Source organism: Pseudoalteromonas sp. SCSIO 43101 (assembly GCF_023650775.1).
GTDB lineage: Bacteria > Pseudomonadota > Gammaproteobacteria > Enterobacterales > Alteromonadaceae > Pseudoalteromonas > Pseudoalteromonas apostichopi.
On the sequence record NZ_CP072673.1, the window covers coordinates 2,250,751 to 2,267,846 of the forward strand.

The window sequence follows — 17,096 nt, forward strand, 5'->3', positions numbered from 1 at the left end:
AATCAGACTGGATTGTCTATGTCGATAAACGTTACATCAAAACCATGCTGCTCAGCTAAAAGTTCGCCTAAGGCTTTAATGCCATAACGCTCAGTAGCATGGTGTCCTGCTGCAAAAAAGTCGATGCCTTGCTCACGTGAACTATGAATAGTCTGCTCAGAGGCTTCACCAGTAAGATAAGCATCAATACCTTGAGCAGCCGCTAAATCAATATACCCTTGTCCACCTCCTGTGCACCAAGCGATGGTTTCGATTTTCTGTTCTCTAACCAAGCTAGTTAATGGTGCACGGTTAAGTACTTGAGTAATTTTGTCGGAAAACTCTTCACCGCTTAACGGTGTTTTTAAACGTCCCTTTACTGGCACACTATTTGGACCTGATTCAAGCCCGCCTGTGAACTCAATATCGAGTAACTTTGCCAATTGTGCGTTATTACCAATGTCGGGGTGAATATCTAGCGGTAAATGATAGCCATATAAATTAATATCATTTTTTAAAAGTGCCGCTATACGGCGCTTTTTCATGCCCGTGATTGGCTGTGATTCCCCTTTCCAGAAATAACCATGGTGTACCAAAATAGTATCTGCATTTTGTGTAATAGCAGCATCAATCAATACTTGACTTGCTGTGACACCCGTCACTATTTTTTTTACTTCGCTCGCACCTTCAACTTGTAAGCCATTTGGGCAAAAGTCAGCGATAGAATCAGGTTTAAGAATGTCGTTTAATAATTGAGTAAATTGTTTGCGTTGCATATAAAAATCGTCCTTCAACCCTCTATTTTGTGCAAATTTTGGCGTTTATGAGTGAAAAATGGAAGGAAAATCGCAAAAAATTGAAAAGTAAGCTGAAAATAGGTATAAATATATATTCTTAATCTGTGTTTACAACGTATAGGGTCTCTGATGAGCAAACTAGACAAAACAGAAGTGTTAAATGCCTTCGAAGCAGCATACGAAGCAGCGAATGGTAAGAAACCTGAAATCACAACAAAACCTGGTTGGTATAGCATCGACGGTGGCAAAAATATGCGCCTTGCTGATGTTGCAGCGCTGACTGAAGAGCTCACTTCTGGTAAAACAGCTGAGCCTAAAGCAGAAGAAGCACCAAAAGCACCAGCGAAAAAAACCAAAACTAAAACCGCTGCGCCGGCTAAAACAGCTAAGAAAGCATCGTTCACTGTTGTTACAGCAAACGATGATGGTTACAAAGCTGAAGAGCTTTGGATTGTTAACCTAGCTGAAAAAGACCACGATTGTCGTTTACCGCGTGGTGTTGTGTAATTTAATTACACTTAAAAATTTTAAAAACCGCTACTCGTTAGCGGTTTTTTTATGTCCATTCAACTGAATATTTAATAGCCATTGACTTAAGTAACCAAATAACACAATAAACACAGTTCCAATCAGTACGGGCATCACTAAAAAATCCCAACTTTGTAGAGATTGCATAATCAAAATTGGGTTAGCGCCTGCTGCGGGATGAATTGTATCTGTCAACATCATCAGGCTAATTGCCAACCCTGTGGCTAAAGCAATTTCAACAGGCCCTACTCCAACATAATTTACAAATACAACGCCGATTAAAGCAGTCAAAATGTGCCCGCCGATGACATTCTTCGCTTTCGCTAAAGGACTGTGCGGTACACCAAACACCAGCACCGCAGTTGCACCAAATGGCGCCATCAACCAAACACCATAATTTCCTAATTGCTGCAAATACGCTAAAACAAAAATTGCCATACAAGCAAATATGCCAGCAATAGCAGCTTTACGAAACTTATTTTCCATAACACCTCCAAAAGTAGACCGAGTTGTCTACCTCGCAAATGGTAGACAACTCGGTCTACTTCTGTCAAGCTATCATTAGTCACCCAATGAGGCTTTGTTATGGATAAACGAACACATATTATTTTGACTGCCCTGTCACTTTTTTATCAAAAAGGCATTCATAGTGTGGGAATAAACGAAATTATTAATGTGGCTGGTGTCGCCAAAAAAACCATGTACCACCATTTCGCAAGTAAAGATGAATTATTACTTGCGTGCCTTAGTGAGCGACATAACAAATTCTTAAATTGGTTAACGCATGCCACCAGCAAGCTAACCACTGTTGAAGAATTTAAAGTAGCTTTGATCAGCTGCCATGAAGCTTGGTTTAATTCTGAGGTGACTGAGTTAGGTGATTTCAATGGCTGTTTATTTATTAACACTGCAGCCGAGTTTCCTGATCCTACTAGCCCGATAAATCAAGCCTGTAAAGAACATAAAATGGCCATACAGCAGTTAATTAAACTGCGTCTGTCATCGTGTAATAACATGGAAAGTGCGCAGCTGGACACGCAAAGCTACTATTTAATGACGCTCGTTGAAGGCATGATCTGCCAAGCAAAACTAATAGGAACTAAACAGTTTCCTCACTTAAAACAATAAATAAATCATAAAAAAAGCGGCACAATGGCCGCTTTAAGTTAAACCTTCTCTTTGTTAGATTTTTTCGAAATATAACTTTTCGCGTTTTTTCTCACCCACTTCGTTCATTGTTGCAGCATCAAATAAACGACCATTAATCATGGTGTAATCTATTTTATCTGTATCACGAATGTTAGTTAGCGGGTTACCGTCAATAACAATTAAATCGGCAAGTTTACCCGGCTCCAGAGAACCGATGTTGTTATCAAGGCCAATGTATTTAGCGGGATCTAACGTTGCTGCACGAATAGCTTCAAGTGGTGTCATACCACCTTGCGCAAACATCCAAATTTCCCAATGTGCCGCTAAACCTTCACGTTGACCGTGTGCACCTAAGTTCACTAATACACCTAAGTCCTGTAGCTCTTTAGCAACACGGGCATTGTTAAAGTGATTATAGTGATGATCGGGAGCCTTAACACGACGCATTGAACGAGGTAAAAGTTGATTCTTTGGTACAAACTTACTTAAGCGTGGGTGATTCCATACATCTGTCTTGTCGTACCAATAATTTTCACCCCAAATACCACCGTAAGCTACACCCAATGTCGGCGTATAACCAACATCGCTTTGAGACCAAAGCTGGCGAATATCATCGTATATATTGGCTACAGGAATTGAGTGTTCAATACCCGTATGACCATCAACCACCATAGTTAAGTTGTGCTGCAGTAATGATCCCCCCTCTGGCACAACCATCATTTCAAGTTCACGGCCTGCTTCAATTACTTGCTGGCGCTGTTCACGACGCGGTTGGTTATATGATTTAACACTAAACGCGCCCACTTTCTTTAAGCGCTCAAGGTGGAACTTAGCATCTTCTAGCGAGTCAATGTGCGATGTATAACCTGGCATATTCGCACCATATAAAATGGTACCCGTAGAGAAGATACGAGGGCCGACAATCATGCCTGCTTTTTGCATTTCACTTGCAGCAAAAATCTCAGTGGTGTCGTTTGATGGATCATGAATCGTTGTCACACCTAACGCTAATCCAGCTAAGTTCTTCCAGTTTTGCTGTGGAATGATCTCATCGCTACCTTGCGAGCCATGTGCATGCGCATCAACAATACCCGGCATAATTGTTTTACCAGTCACATCAATTACTTCTGCGCCTTTAGGAATATCAACACTGTCTTTACTACCTACAGCTTTAATATGCTTACCGTCGGTAACAATAACGCCGTTTTCAATGACCTGCTCACCATTCATGGTAATAATGCGCGCGCCAGTTAATGCAAATACAGATTTAGGCTCCGCCATGGTTTTTGTAAAACCGATATTGTCGCCACTTTTAACTTTAAAATCAGTCTCAGCATTTTGGTTAATATCAAATAAACCCGCTAGGCTTGCATGATATAACTCAGGGCCCAAGCTCCAATAAAGTTTATCGCTTGTACCACTCCAACTGATATTTTCACCCGCACGAACAGAGAGCTGCTCAATTGGGAATTGGCTATCTTTCGGGCCAATATTAATGGTTTTACCACGTTCAACAAATGGCGTGACAAACACTTTAAATCGCTCTGCAAACGCTAAGTATTTACCATCTGGTGATACTCTAAACTCTGTTGCATGCTCTGATTCATAAAGTTTACGAATTTGTTTTGATTCAAGTTCAACAACGCTTAATGTTGGTTTTGGCCAAGGACTCATCACATAAATACGGTCGTTTGCTGCACCAAATTGTGGTTGATAGCCTGATTTAGTGATAAGCGTTGCTTTACCGCCTTTAGCACTTACTGAGTAAATACCTGGCTCTAATGACCATGTAGGATTAAGAATACTGCCGCCTGACGCTTTACGGTAAACAACCGTTTTGCCATCTGGGCTAAATGTTGGCTCTACATATTTACCCGGCTCTTTGGTAATAGTATCGCCACGACCACTACGCGCAGATACAACACGTACTGAGCCCTGCTCATTATCATCCCATGTTGTGTAAACAATTTTCTTTCCATCACGAGAGAACTGTGGGAATAATTCAAAGTGATCGTCTTGCTTAGTTAAGCGCTTCACTTTGCCAGACTCTAAATCACGCTTATAAATATGACCTAGCGCTTCAAATATAGCCGTTTCACCATCTGGTGAAATTTGTACATTGCGCAGCATTTTCACATCAAAATTATCGCTATCGATGTTTTGTGTAAAACGCACTGCTTTTTGAATTTGCTTATTGGTTTCAACTTTAAATGGAATAGTCGAAACAGACTTATCATCGACATCTAGCTTATGGATAGTACCACCAGCCCAAAATACCAATTGTTCGTTATCTGGTGTCCAAGCGATTGTTGGATATACGCCATGAATAGCCCATGTCTCTTGCATATCGCGCTCAAGCTCACCATACAGCTTAGTATGCTCACCGGTGTGAAGGTCATATAAGTACAAGCTTGTTTGAAAATCATCACGCTTGATGTAAGCAAGCTTTTTACCATCTGGCGAAGGTGTAGGACGAATAGCCCCGCCCATGCCATCGATAATTGTTTCAATATCGCCAGTTTCACGGTCATAGCGTTTAATTTTATAAATACCCGCTACAGAGTCTTTAGAGTAATGAAATGTTTTACCCGGCGTTGCATCATGAGAGAAATAAACATAACGCCCATCAGGCGAGAACATTGGCTCACCTAAGTCTTTTTGGTCGTTTTCGCGTGCAGTTAGCTGTACACCTTTACCACCCGCTTTATGGTATAGCCATACTTCACCTGCACCCAAAGAGCGGCTTGCAGTAAAGTGCTTACGAGCCACTAAGTAGTCTCCATCAGGGCTCCAAGCTGGGCTATTTAATAAACGAAATGTTTCATTCGTTACTGCCTTTTGGTTTTCACCATTTAAATCCATAACCCAAATGTTGTCGCCACCACCTTGGTCTGAAGTAAATGCAATGTGCTTACCATCAGGGCTAAAGCGCGGTTGCATTTGCCATGCTATATCACTGGTTAATTGCGTTGCAGTACCACCAGACATTGGCATGGTATAAATATCGCCGAGTAGGTCAAACACGACTGTTTTACCATCAGGGCTAATATCAACATTCATCCACGTGCCTTGCTCAACACTAATTTTAGCGTCTAAGAATTGGCCTTTTGGTGCGTCTACCTGCCATTTGTCATCATTTGATTGCTCAGCTGCAGCCACTTGCCCTGTTAAAGCAAGTGAAATCGATACAGCAAGCGCTGTATGAAGCATTTTCTTCATTGAAATCTCACTTTTTTATTGTTTTGCTTATATGCACACCTTTAGGATTGCACCAAATAGCATAGCAAGATTCCAGTGATTCGTGTTAAACAGACGTAAATAGTCGACTAATGCCACGCAATCGGATCAAACTGATAAAAGCCAACCAGTAAATGGTATATTTCTGGGTCAAACTGTCTGAGTTCAGCAGGCTTTTCTAAAAAGGTTTCAGTAATAACAGCAAAAAACTCTGCCTCATTGGTCGCGCCATAGCTGTGAATAACATGAGGCATGCCATAGGCTAAATGGGTTTTTAATTGATTAAACGCACGGCTAAATACTTTTGCCCACTTTTGGTAATCCTCATTACTCGAAAGCAATGGCGTGCCTGTAGTTTTGCCGGTTTCTTGGTCGAGCTGATGGGCAAATTCATGAAACACCAAATTATGACCATCACTTGGCAAGCGATTCCCCTCAAGGACATCATGCCAGCTCAATACCAGCGTTCCGCCCGGCCATGATTCACCTTGTCGCACAGTATTGTGATAACTGACAAGCCCAGCATTATCGCGGGAAGTTTGTGGTGCATAATAAGCACTAGGGTAAAGTAGGATTTCTTTTACATTGCGATACAATGGCCACGGTTTATTAAGCACTAAAACACAGGCATCTGCCGCTACAATCAGCTTCATTGCATCATTAAGCTCAAGGCCATCACAACCAATAAAGCGTTTTTCATTTAAAAACCAAACGATGTGACGCTCCAGCTTTTCACGATCGGCATCCGTCATCTTTCGGTAGATAGGCATATATTTTAACAGCAGATTTTTTTGCTGAACATTGAGGGAGTTATTGAGGTATTTTTTCTGCCAAAAGTGATTACGGATGTCGTCCCAGCGCCAGTAACACACAACAAAAATTATTAAAAAAAGTATCAAAACCAGGTTAAGCATTACTATCGCCTAAAAAACAATCTTGATACTTTAATGTGTGCAAACAAAAAAAGATCAATTGTTTACACACATTTTTATTTTCAGATTGGCTAATCTAGCGCAGTGCAACCTTGATTATAAATAAAAATTTTATTACGCCCGTTGTTTTTAGCGTGATAAAGAGCTGTATCTGCATGTGATAATAAACGGTCATAATCAGTAACTTCTGCATTATCTGCAACGCCAAAACTAACCGTCACTGAGAGCTCTTGTGCTAATTCTGAAAAATCGTAATCGGCTATTTCTAAACGGATAATTTCACACATTTTTGCAGCTTCTTCAGCATTTTTATAAGGGAACAGCAGAGTAAACTCTTCACCGCCCCAACGAGCGGCATAACCTTCATCAGGGAAGTTCAGGCGCAGCAAACGAGCAATTTCACAAATCACTTTATCGCCAATTAAGTGCGAGAAGTTGTCATTAATAAGTTTGAAGTGATCAATATCCATAATGGCAATACTAAGCGTTTTATTATCACGCTGAAATTGATTAAAGTTTTCAGATAACCAGCTATCGAAAGCTCGTCTGTTCGGTAATTGCGTTAACTGATCATGGTTCGCTAAATGAGCAAAAGCATCCGCTTGGGTTTGTAAATCATGCATTTGCTGTTCAACTTTTTCGGTTAACTCAATTTCAATACGCTTATAATGATATAAGCGGTATTTATAAATGACATAAGCAGTAAAAAGTACGGCAATTAAGATAAATAACTTAAAGCTAGTTTTTTGCCAAAAATAAGGGGCGATTTTAAAACGCAGTACTTGCTCATTATTTTGCCAATCACTATTAGGATACCCTGCACGCACTTTAAAGGTATATTCACCCGGCGGTAAATTGGTGTACTCCGTAATGGCCAGACGCCCCCTGTCTACCCATTGTTGATTGTAACCACTTAATTGAGTTTGGTAGTTTAAACGCCCAGGCATGATAAAACTAAGCCCTGCATAGTTAAACGAAACACGAGAAACACCAGCAGGTAAACTCAAAACTTCATTACCAACAGGTAAAGTCATTGGTTTGCCATCGACTTCAAAGCTTTCAATAACCGTCGATAATCGTCGTTTACTAGCTTCTTTTAAGCGTTCTGGTGTTACGATAGCGACACCTTTAGCAGTAGCAACCCATATTTGTCCATCGGAATGAAGAACAGCTGCAGGGTTTGAACCGCCATTTGCTTGCGCACTCAACATGCCATCGCCTTCATCATAAAGCTGCATCGAAATGCTCATTGGTTGAACTTTTTCAGGGTTATCTAGTATTGCAACTAACTGAGCTTTGTTGACTTGAATAACACCACGGTTACTGGTCAGCCATAATGAGTCACCTTGCTCAATTACTTGGAACAGCTTATCAACTGGTAAACCATGATCTCGACCAAACAAGCTCATTTTATCTGTGCTGAGATTGTAGCGAACTAGGCCTCTATCAGTAGCAAGCCACATAGTATCGTCATCTAAATAAAAGCCAAATGCATACTCAGTACTGAACTGCTTTGGAAACTCTAGAGTTTTAAACTGCTTTGTTGCTGGGTCATAAATTGAAACACCGACCCCCGTACCAACCCATAACCTGCCAAGGTCATCTTCGACAAGGGCCATAATGAAATCACCAATTAAACCATCTTCTGTGGTGAATAATTCAGTTTGCCCGGCAGGATCTATTTTGGTTAAACCACCCGCGGTGCCAATCCATAAGTTATCCATTTTATCGAACAACACAGCGCGAACTTCATTACTAATCAAGCCATTACTGCGATTTCTTACTGGGTAAATTTGTTTGTTTACCACTTTCATTAAACCTGCAGTATAAGTGCCTAACCACACTGTGCCTTGTTTATCTTCGGTTAAACTTAAAACTGATAGCGGGTCTTTTTCATAGGCTTGGCTAAGAGTTGTGAGCTTGCCATTTTCAATACGGTTTAAACCATTACTACTGCCCACCCACAAACTACCATCAGAATGCGATAACACGGTACGCACATAGTCAGATGCAAGCCCACGACTTTGACTCCAATTTGTAAATGGCGCTTCGCGCAGGCGAAATAAACCAGCATTAGTGCCAACCCAGATACTTTTTTCGCGATCTTGCAGTAAAGATAAAATACGGTTGTTGGGTAAACCATCATCGGCGGCCAAGTTTTCAAGTCCTACACTGCTGAGTCTGAACACCCCTTTATTGATGGTGCCAAACCACAAATCGCCTTCACTATCTTCAAGTAAGCTAGAAATAGATTCTTTATTCAGTACAGGGTCAACAGAAATGAATTTGTCTTGCTGCTTTTTCCATACTCCCTTTTCGGTCCCAACAATTAAGGTACCTGAACTAGTGAGTAACAAAGTAAAGACAGAGGCGTCAGGTAGGCCTGATTCTTGACCTACTCTACGAACTTGATTATTAATAATTTGATAGAGTCCATCACTGGTAGCAGCCCAGATCACCCCAGTTTTGTCCTGTAAAAGACGATATGCGCTCAGCTTATCAAGTAACTTTTGCTCAGTGGCATTTTCAGAAGCACGGTAAGTAATGCCTTGTCCTTCTAGTGCTAACCAAAGCTCACCTTGTTCAGTGACAAGCGCATGATTTACCATCGCAGAAGAACTGGGTAATGCGCGCCACCCACCTTGTGAGCGAAGAGCAATACCACCTCGCGCACCAACGATATATAAATCTCCATTATCCATGGGAATAAGGCTACGTAAGCCTGAATCTGGTAAACCAGGAATTTCTGTGCGAGTGAAAAGTTTAAACTCACGGCCATTAAAGCGAGAAAGGCCTTCCCAAGTCGCTATCCAAATGTAGCCATCTTTAGTTTGCGTAACGCTATTAATACTATTATGAGGAAGTCCGGCGCGAGTACTCCAAGTCTCTGTAAAGTAGTCACTCAGAGAGAGGCGTGCAGAGTCTGCAAAAGCGCTGAAACATAAGAAAAGTAAAATACAACTAACTACCCGCACCATAAAACTAAAACCCTGATATTTATTATCGTTCTATTCAGTGATGTAGCTCTGTGAAGCCAAAGTCATCGCTAACTTCAGATAATACTACATTAGTTGCAATTCTTACTCACTTTAATGACATTTAGCAACAATCAATTACAAAAATTCGTAATTTTATCTTGCAGTATTTTCACAAATCGCGCCACATGTAAGCCATCCATCAAAGCATGATGCACATCAATTGAGAGTGGCATCTTGCCAGTTTTCGAGTCATATTGACCAAACACAAACTTAGGTATACCAAGGCCGTGCCCCTCACTCACGGCATGCGAGAAGCCTGTGAAGTTTAACCATGGAAGCACTGAGATATGAATAAGATCAGGCTGCCCTTCTGTTGCAGCAAATGCATCAGAAAAAAATGGCTTTGCTTTACTTGTTTTGCTCGCTGCAATGGCATGTTTTGAGAAATCGTCCATCGACGCTTGTTTTTCAAAATAACTAAAGCGGAATGTTTCATCTTCAGCAAGCTCTACAACACTGCCTCTTACCGATGACAGTTGTACTGGCAAACAATCAATAATACGTTGACGCATCGGCGCATAATCATGGCATGCTTCAAGTGTTAGGTAGACATAGCAGTGAAAAAACGAATAAGACTCTGTTTTACATTTAGTGTAGAGAGCTGCCATATCGAGCGAAACACACACATTAAAATAAGGCAGAGAAAATTCTTTGAAAAAAGCAAAATGCTGTTTACGAGGCCAAGTCGCTAGATCAATAGGCGTGATTTCACAAGATGGAGCTTTCATTAGGTGTCCTCGAAATTTAAAAGCTGAGTGTACCTAGCAAGCTTAACTTCGTCACCTTGATGCGATAAATAACAGATACAAAAAAGGTGCGACCTGCGCACCTTTTTTTGACTGTAAATTTAGTGAATTTACTAAATTATAAGCCGTTTTCGATGATTTCTAATGCTAGCTCATCTGCAATTAAATGCGTCGACTTTTGCTCTTTTTCCGAACGAGCAAAGATTTCAGTTAGGGTATCAAAGATGCCTTCAACGTGTTTCGTTGATGCTTCTGCACTATAACCTTCTGGCGCTGTTTCGTAGTAAACGTTGATGATACCACCTGCGTTAATTACGTAATCTGGTGCGTATAAGATACCTTTTTCACGAATAATTTCACCGTGACGAGACTCTGCTAATTGGTTATTCGCACAACCTGCAATAATCGTTGCTTTTAAACGCGGGATAGTCGTGTCGTTTACCGTTGCGCCTAGTGCACACGGTGCATAAACATCGACATCTAAGTCGTAGATTTCATCAATACCAACAGCCGTAGCGTTAAAGTCATTAACAACACGCTCAACAGCTTGCTCATTGATATCTGTTACAAATAACGTTGCGCCCGCTTCGTGTAAATGCTTACATAGGCCATACGCCACCGCACCTAAACCTTGAACTGCTACTTTAACACCTGCTAGGTCTTGGTGACCACGTTGATGTTGTAATGCAGCTTTAATACCTAAGAATGTACCATAAGCAGTAAAAGGTGATGGGTTACCACTTTTACCTTCAAGACCTAATACATAGTTAGTTTCTTTATTCATAATAGCAACATCGTCACAGGTGATGTTCACGTCTTCAGCTGAATAGTAGCTACCGCTTAATCGCTCTAATTGACGACCAAATGCACGGAAAAGTTGCTCTGATTTTATTTCTTTTGCATTACCAATAATCACTGACTTACCGCCACCAAATGGTAAGCGTGCCACAGCATTTTTATACGTCATACCTTTTGATAAACGTAGTGCGTCAGTTACAGCATCTTCATCTGTTGAGTAGTCCCACATTCTGCAACCACCAACTGCTGGACCTAACTTGGTATTATGAACCGCGATAATAGCTTTTAGGCCTGATTCTTTATCTGAACAAAACACCACTTGCTCGTGGTTATCAAAGTCGACTTTATTAAATACAGCCACAGTTAAATACTCCGAAATTTTCTTACCCTAAGGGGTGTGAGCGCTGAAAGTGCCGAGACTTTATCACTTCGTTTGCTCCCTTGCCACTATATGAGATGATAAAACTAAGCAAAGTTCCCCTGCCGAAATAACGACTCAAAAAATAACACTTTAAAGAAAAAACACACCATAAAAAGCACACTTTAAGCATTGTTAATTCAAAACAAAATATTAACATTGCATACTTAATTACGTGAACGTAAAGGTAAAGTATAGCGTAAAGAAAATATTACAAAGAAATTGTATCGATAAAGCCAAGAAATATATGCTTTTTAAGGGGATGGTGAAGAAATAACTAAGACTGGTCAGAGCTGAAAAAAACGGCGCTGTTGCGCCGTTTATTTAAAGAGTTACAAGATGGTTATTTTAATTTGCCATCAAGTTCTTCGATCTTTGCTTTCCAAATAGCTGGGCCTTGCGTATGCGCATTCGCACCTTCACTATCAACAGCAACGGTTACTGGCATATCTTCTACTTCAAACTCGTAGATTGCTTCCATACCTAAATCTTCGAACGCAACAACACGTGCTTTCTTGATTGCTTTAGAAACAAGGTAAGCTGCACCACCTACCGCCATTAAGTAGATAGACTTATTGTTTTTGATTGATTCTACTGTAGCAGGACCACGCTCAGCTTTACCAATCATACCGATGATGCCTGTGTTTTCTAACATCATATCGGTGAATTTATCCATACGAGTCGCAGTTGTAGGGCCTGCTGGGCCTACTGCTTCATCACCCACAGCATCTACAGGGCCAACGTAGTAGATAAACTTGTTATCAAAATCAACGCCTTCTGGTAAACCTTCACCTGATTGGATCATGTCTTGTAGACGCTTATGAGCTGCATCACGACCCGTTAAGATAGTACCAGACAGAAGTACAGTTTCACCCATCTTCCATTCTTGCGTATCTTCTTTAGTCAGTGTGTTTAAATCAACGCGACGTGTACCTTCGCCAACTTCAAACGTAACTTCTGGCCAATCTTCTAGTTTCGGTGCTTTAAGATCAGCAGGGCCTGAACCATCTAAAGTAAAGTGAACGTGACGAGTTGCTGCACAGTTAGGGATCATAACCACTGGTTTTGATGCTGCGTGAGTCGGTGCCGTTTTGATTTTCACATCAACTACGGTTGTTAAACCGCCAAGACCTTGTGCACCAATACCTAATTTATTTGCACGTTCGAAGATATCGATACGCATTTTTTCTTCAGTTGTTTCTGCGCCGCGCTCAATCAGCTCGTGAATATCAACCGGATCCATTAATGACTCTTTAGCAAGTACCGCAGCTTTTTCTGCAGTACCACCAATACCTATACCTAGCATGCCAGGTGGACACCAGCCCGCACCCATCGTTGGTAATGTTTTTTCAACCCATGCAGCCACATCATCAGATGGGTTAAGCATAACCATTTTCGTTTTATTTTCTGAGCCGCCGCCCTTCGCTGCCACCATTACTTCTACTTCAGCGCCTGGCACTAAGTCGATATGAACAACTGATGGTGTATTGTCTTTGGTGTTTTTACGCGTACCAGCAGGGTCTGCAACAATTGATGCACGTAACGGGTTATCTGGGTTTAAGTATGCGCGACGGGTACCTTCATCAACCATTTGCTGTACGGTCATGTCTGTTTTATCCCACTTAACATCCATACCTACTTTTACGAAACAAGTAATAATACCTGTATCTTGACATAGTGGACGCTTACCTTCAGCTGACATTCGAGAGTTAATTAATATTTGCGCAATGGCATCTTTTGCCGCTTTGCTTTGCTCTTTGTTGTAAGCTTTTTCTAAGGCTTGTACGAAATCGAGAGGGTGATAAAAAGAAATGTATTGCAATGCATCTTCAATGCTATCAATGAAGTCTTGCTGACGAATTGTACTCATTACGGGTTCCTTAAGTTTTTATCGCGTAGCGCTGTACGTGATCCTGAGTAAACCGGTGACGAAGATTTACTCTACGGGTTAGTCATGGCATCACTATAAAGGAAATCATAACGCTGCCAATCAAATTTAACTTATGATACCCTCCTCGCCCGTTTCGGGCTAGTTATTCAGGGCAATGTAGATGATAAACGATGAAAATTTATGCATTAAATTAGAATTAAGCGGTGATTGCATCACGCTATTTACTCATTTCGCTCATTTGCCCCACGCCGTGTTACTTGATTCAGCTAATAGCGAGCATGTGAATAGCCGTTTCGATATCATTGCCATTGCGCCATTAAAGCAATTAGAGGTGCGCGACAATCAGTGCTTTGTAGATGGTAAATTACAATCAAGTGATTGCTTTAGTTTGATGAAATCTGGTCTTAGGGAGTTTAATCACACACCAAACTCAAACAACCTACCTTTTACTGGTGGTTGGCTTGGTTATTTTGGTTATGATTTAGGTCGCGTGATTGAAAGCATGCCGACTACTGCCGAAAACGATATTAATATGCCGCAAATGGCAATAGGTCTTTATCCTGATGCCCTTATTTTTGATAAGCAACAACAAAGCTGGTTTTACGTCTGTCAGCCAAATCATAATCGCTTAGCACTCTATCAACAGCAGCTAAACGAAACACCAGAAAGTGCAGAGTTCGCTCTAACAAGTGACTGGCACTCAAATATGACCAAAGCCAGCTACAGCGAAAAGTTTGAACAAATTCAAACTTATTTAAAAAGCGGTGATTGCTACCAAATAAACCTTGCTCAGCGATTTAAAGCTGAATTTTCGGGTTCAACATGGCAAGCCTATAAACAGTTGCGAGAAGCCAATAAAGCACCATTCTCAAGCTATATAAACCATCCTGATGGCGCTATTTTATCAATCTCGCCTGAGCGTTTTATTTCAGTTAATCAGGGCCAAATAGAAACCAAACCAATTAAAGGAACGCTTCCTCGTTTGGCCGACCATGAACATGACCAAGCGCAAGCTTCTCGCTTACAACAATCTGAGAAAGACCGTGCGGAAAATGTCATGATTGTCGATCTTTTGCGTAATGATTTAGGAAAAGTTGCCCGTCCAGGTAGTGTCACCGTGCCGTCCTTATTTGCCATAGAGAGCTTTCCGGCAGTACATCACTTAGTAAGTACTGTGCGCGCAGAATTAGCGGATGGCAAAGATGCCGTTGACCAAATTCATGCTGCTTTTCCAGGCGGTTCAATTACTGGAGCACCGAAGATTCGCGCTATGGAAATCATAGAAGAGCTTGAACCGCATCGCCGTAGTGTGTACTGCGGCTCAATTGGCTACTTGAGTGCCTGTGGCAACATGGATACCAGTATAACAATTCGTACTTTAGTGTGTCATCAAGGTGCTATCTATTGCTGGGCTGGCGGCGGCATTGTGGCTGATTCAAAGGTCGACTTGGAGTACCAAGAAACTTACGATAAAGTAAATAAAATACTGCCTTTGTTAAAGTAAAAGTTGAAGTAACTACCTTGAATAGTCAGCAAATAATAGCTCGTTTTAGTTTAAGTAAAACCACACAGAGCCCTAGCACCATTCGCTTTAATGCCGAAAAGCGCGCCAGTGCCGTGATGCTACCATTGCTTGATGTAAATGACGAAGCACATTTATTACTATGTAAACGACCAAGTTATCTGCTTCACCACCCGGGGGAAATTTGCTTACCAGGTGGTAAGTATGAAAAGCATGATGACTCTTTGATGCACACAGCCCTTCGAGAGCTCAATGAAGAGCTCAATATTGCGACACATCAAGTGACGGTTCACGGTAAATTACACCAATACGCGACCCTAACCGGTTTCACTATTGAGCCATTTGTTTGTGTCCTTAGCGAAGGCACAACATGGCAGGCAGATCCCAACGAAGTTGCTGCTAGCTTTTTACTGCCTTTATCTTATTTGAGTAATCAACAAAATTGGCAGCCCCTGCCCTTTGAACGAAATGGTAAAATCATTATTTTACAAGGCTTAATGACCCCGCATGGTCTGCTTTGGGGGGCAACAGCCAGCATTATTAATAACTTTATCAAACAGCTCGCCCTACCAGTTTAATTATCCTGCTTTTAGGGTTACACAGACACGTTTAAACGTTATCATGTGGCACCGTTCAAAGGCAGGTAGTATGCCGTTAATAGAAAAATGAGTAGCAAATTATGATCAGTGCATTCGATATGTTTAGTATTGGTATTGGCCCATCGTCATCTCACACTGTTGGCCCAATGCGCGCTTCGCGTTTATTTGTAAACGAATTAGAAGAAAAAAACTTACTTGCAAACGTGACCGATATTAAAGTTGAGCTGTTTGGCTCATTAGGGCAGACAGGTATTGGCCACGGCTCTGGTAAAGCCGTAATATTAGGTCTTGCTGGTTATGATCCAGAAACCATTGATGCTGATTTAGTAGACGATATCCTCGCAAAAATCGAAAAAGAACAGGTTATTTATTTAAACCAAAGCCATAAAGCCAATTTCCCAAAGCAAGGGGCGATTGTATTCCACCGCCGTAAAACACTACCAAAACATTCAAATGCAATGGAAATCATTGCCAGCCAAAATGGCGAAAAATTATTTAGTAAGGTGTATTACTCAATCGGTGGTGGTTTTATCGTAAGCGATGATGAGTTCGAGAACGAAAAACAAAAAGCGCTCGAGATACGCGAAGAAAACCCAGCTCCTTACCCGTTTAATACTGCAAAAGAGCTATTAGATCTATGCCGTGAATCAGGTTTTAGTGTATCAACGCTTATGATGCACAACGAAAAAACTCTACGCAGCGAAAAAGACATTAAAGATGAGCTGTTTAATATTTGGCAAGTAATGAAAGCCTGTATCGAGCGAGGTATGCGTACAGAGGGTATCTTACCAGGTGGTTTAAAAGTAAAACGCCGCGCACCAAGCTTACACCTTAAATTAAATATTGAGGTTAATAATGACCCATTGCGCGCAATGGACTGGGTTGATTTGTTTGCTCTTGCAGTAAATGAAGAAAATGCAGCAGGTGGCCGTGTTGTTACCGCACCAACCAATGGTGCTGCGGGTATCTTGCCAGCGGTATTAATGTATTATCACACTTTCATTAAAGAAGTAGACCGTGATATTGCAACACGTTATTTATTAACAGCTGCAGCAATTGGTATTTTATATAAAAAGAATGCTTCAATTTCGGGTGCTGAAGTAGGTTGCCAAGGTGAAGTGGGCGTTGCCTGCTCAATGGCCGCTGGTGCACTAACTGAAATAATGGGTGGTAATGTTGTGCAAGTTGAAAATGCCGCTGAAATCGGTATGGAGCACAACCTGGGTTTAACTTGTGACCCCGTTGGCGGTCTTGTGCAAGTTCCGTGTATTGAACGTAATGCGATGGGTTCAATTAAAGCAATTAACGCATCACGTTTGGCAATGCGCGGTTCTGGCGAGCAAAAGGTTACGCTTGATAAGGTCATTAAAACCATGCTCGACACAGGAAATGATATGAAAACAAAATACAAAGAAACCGCGCGCGGTGGCTTAGCTGTTAATATCATCGAGTGTTAATTTAT

The 17,096-nt window shown here is 41.3% G+C and carries 13 protein-coding genes; 5 read left to right on the forward strand and 8 right to left on the reverse strand.

The window, feature by feature from the left end:
- Positions 1 to 2: 2 nt before the first annotated feature.
- Positions 3 to 755 carry a Nif3-like dinuclear metal center hexameric protein gene (locus J8Z25_RS10420; protein ID WP_250661020.1) on the reverse strand — a complete coding sequence of 251 codons (753 nt, stop codon included), beginning with the start codon at positions 753 to 755 and terminating at the stop codon, positions 3 to 5.
- Positions 756 to 905: 150 nt separating this feature from the next.
- Here J8Z25_RS10420 and J8Z25_RS10425 point away from each other — a divergent pair, with 150 nt between their 5' ends.
- The gene (locus tag J8Z25_RS10425; protein ID WP_054561783.1) at positions 906 to 1,283 is read left to right on the forward strand and encodes a hypothetical protein; all 378 of its coding nucleotides are present in this window, start codon (positions 906 to 908) and stop codon (positions 1,281 to 1,283) included.
- Between the two features lie 30 nt (positions 1,284 to 1,313).
- Here the strand turns inward: J8Z25_RS10425 and J8Z25_RS10430 are convergent, their stop codons facing one another.
- A complete protein-coding gene (locus J8Z25_RS10430; protein ID WP_130051213.1) occupies positions 1,314 to 1,790 on the reverse strand; it encodes an HPP family protein in 477 nt (158 codons plus the stop codon).
- Positions 1,791 to 1,889: 99 nt separating this feature from the next.
- Between J8Z25_RS10430 and J8Z25_RS10435 the strand changes: the two genes are divergently transcribed.
- On the forward strand, positions 1,890 to 2,432 hold the full coding sequence (locus J8Z25_RS10435) for a TetR/AcrR family transcriptional regulator (RefSeq protein WP_167657761.1): 543 nt from the start codon (positions 1,890 to 1,892) through the stop codon (positions 2,430 to 2,432).
- A gap of 54 nt (positions 2,433 to 2,486) precedes the next feature.
- Here the strand turns inward: J8Z25_RS10435 and J8Z25_RS10440 are convergent, their stop codons facing one another.
- The 6 genes from J8Z25_RS10440 to J8Z25_RS10465 form a co-directional block, all read right to left on the reverse strand.
- On the reverse strand, positions 2,487 to 5,672 hold the full coding sequence (locus tag J8Z25_RS10440; RefSeq protein ID WP_167657760.1) for an amidohydrolase family protein: 3,186 nt from the start codon (positions 5,670 to 5,672) through the stop codon (positions 2,487 to 2,489).
- Between the two features lie 107 nt (positions 5,673 to 5,779).
- Complete coding sequence (locus J8Z25_RS10445) at positions 5,780 to 6,604, reverse strand: M90 family metallopeptidase (RefSeq protein WP_130051210.1); 825 nt, start codon at positions 6,602 to 6,604, stop codon at positions 5,780 to 5,782.
- Between the two features lie 89 nt (positions 6,605 to 6,693).
- Positions 6,694 to 9,600, reverse strand: coding sequence for a ligand-binding sensor domain-containing protein (locus J8Z25_RS10450; RefSeq protein ID WP_239977566.1), 2,907 nt, complete (start codon positions 9,598 to 9,600; stop codon positions 6,694 to 6,696).
- 131 nt (positions 9,601 to 9,731) lie between these two features.
- Positions 9,732 to 10,388 (reverse strand): CatA-like O-acetyltransferase, encoded by a 657-nt coding sequence (locus J8Z25_RS10455; RefSeq protein WP_167657757.1) that lies wholly within the window; start codon positions 10,386 to 10,388, stop codon positions 9,732 to 9,734.
- A gap of 136 nt (positions 10,389 to 10,524) precedes the next feature.
- Complete coding sequence (locus J8Z25_RS10460; protein WP_130051207.1) at positions 10,525 to 11,565, reverse strand: Leu/Phe/Val dehydrogenase; 1,041 nt, start codon at positions 11,563 to 11,565, stop codon at positions 10,525 to 10,527.
- A 400-nt stretch (positions 11,566 to 11,965) separates the two neighbouring features.
- Positions 11,966 to 13,492: a fumarate hydratase gene (locus J8Z25_RS10465; protein ID WP_062570698.1), complete on the reverse strand. Its 1,527-nt coding sequence runs from the start codon at positions 13,490 to 13,492 to the stop codon at positions 11,966 to 11,968.
- 181 nt (positions 13,493 to 13,673) lie between these two features.
- Between J8Z25_RS10465 and pabB the strand changes: the two genes are divergently transcribed.
- From pabB to J8Z25_RS10480, 3 genes are all read left to right on the forward strand, one after another.
- The gene (gene pabB / locus J8Z25_RS10470) at positions 13,674 to 15,017 is read left to right on the forward strand and encodes an aminodeoxychorismate synthase component I (protein WP_250661021.1); all 1,344 of its coding nucleotides are present in this window, start codon (positions 13,674 to 13,676) and stop codon (positions 15,015 to 15,017) included.
- Between the two features lie 17 nt (positions 15,018 to 15,034).
- Positions 15,035 to 15,613, forward strand: a complete 579-nt coding sequence (locus J8Z25_RS10475; protein ID WP_130051205.1) for an NUDIX hydrolase — start codon at positions 15,035 to 15,037, stop codon at positions 15,611 to 15,613.
- Positions 15,614 to 15,714: 101 nt separating this feature from the next.
- Entirely contained in the window at positions 15,715 to 17,091 is a 1,377-nt protein-coding gene (locus tag J8Z25_RS10480; RefSeq protein WP_130051204.1) for an L-serine ammonia-lyase, read from the forward strand.
- Positions 17,092 to 17,096: the final 5 nt, after the last annotated feature.

What these genes read in the sequence shown, in the direction of transcription:
- J8Z25_RS10430 (WP_130051213.1), bottom strand. Translation starts at nt 1,790, where the DNA reads ATGGAAAATAAGTTTCGTAAAGCTGCTATTGCTGGCATATTTGCTTGT.
- J8Z25_RS10425 (WP_054561783.1), top strand. Translation starts at nt 906, where the DNA reads ATGAGCAAACTAGACAAAACAGAAGTGTTAAATGCCTTCGAAGCAGCA.
- J8Z25_RS10450 (WP_239977566.1), bottom strand. Translation starts at nt 9,600, where the DNA reads ATGGTGCGGGTAGTTAGTTGTATTTTACTTTTCTTATGTTTCAGCGCT.
- J8Z25_RS10435 (WP_167657761.1), top strand. Translation starts at nt 1,890, where the DNA reads ATGGATAAACGAACACATATTATTTTGACTGCCCTGTCACTTTTTTAT.
- pabB (WP_250661021.1), top strand. Translation starts at nt 13,674, where the DNA reads ATGATAAACGATGAAAATTTATGCATTAAATTAGAATTAAGCGGTGAT.
- J8Z25_RS10465 (WP_062570698.1), bottom strand. Translation starts at nt 13,492, where the DNA reads ATGAGTACAATTCGTCAGCAAGACTTCATTGATAGCATTGAAGATGCA.
- J8Z25_RS10445 (WP_130051210.1), bottom strand. Translation starts at nt 6,604, where the DNA reads ATGCTTAACCTGGTTTTGATACTTTTTTTAATAATTTTTGTTGTGTGT.
- J8Z25_RS10455 (WP_167657757.1), bottom strand. Translation starts at nt 10,388, where the DNA reads ATGAAAGCTCCATCTTGTGAAATCACGCCTATTGATCTAGCGACTTGG.
- J8Z25_RS10440 (WP_167657760.1), bottom strand. Translation starts at nt 5,672, where the DNA reads ATGAAGAAAATGCTTCATACAGCGCTTGCTGTATCGATTTCACTTGCT.
- J8Z25_RS10480 (WP_130051204.1), top strand. Translation starts at nt 15,715, where the DNA reads ATGATCAGTGCATTCGATATGTTTAGTATTGGTATTGGCCCATCGTCA.
- J8Z25_RS10420 (WP_250661020.1), bottom strand. Translation starts at nt 755, where the DNA reads ATGCAACGCAAACAATTTACTCAATTATTAAACGACATTCTTAAACCT.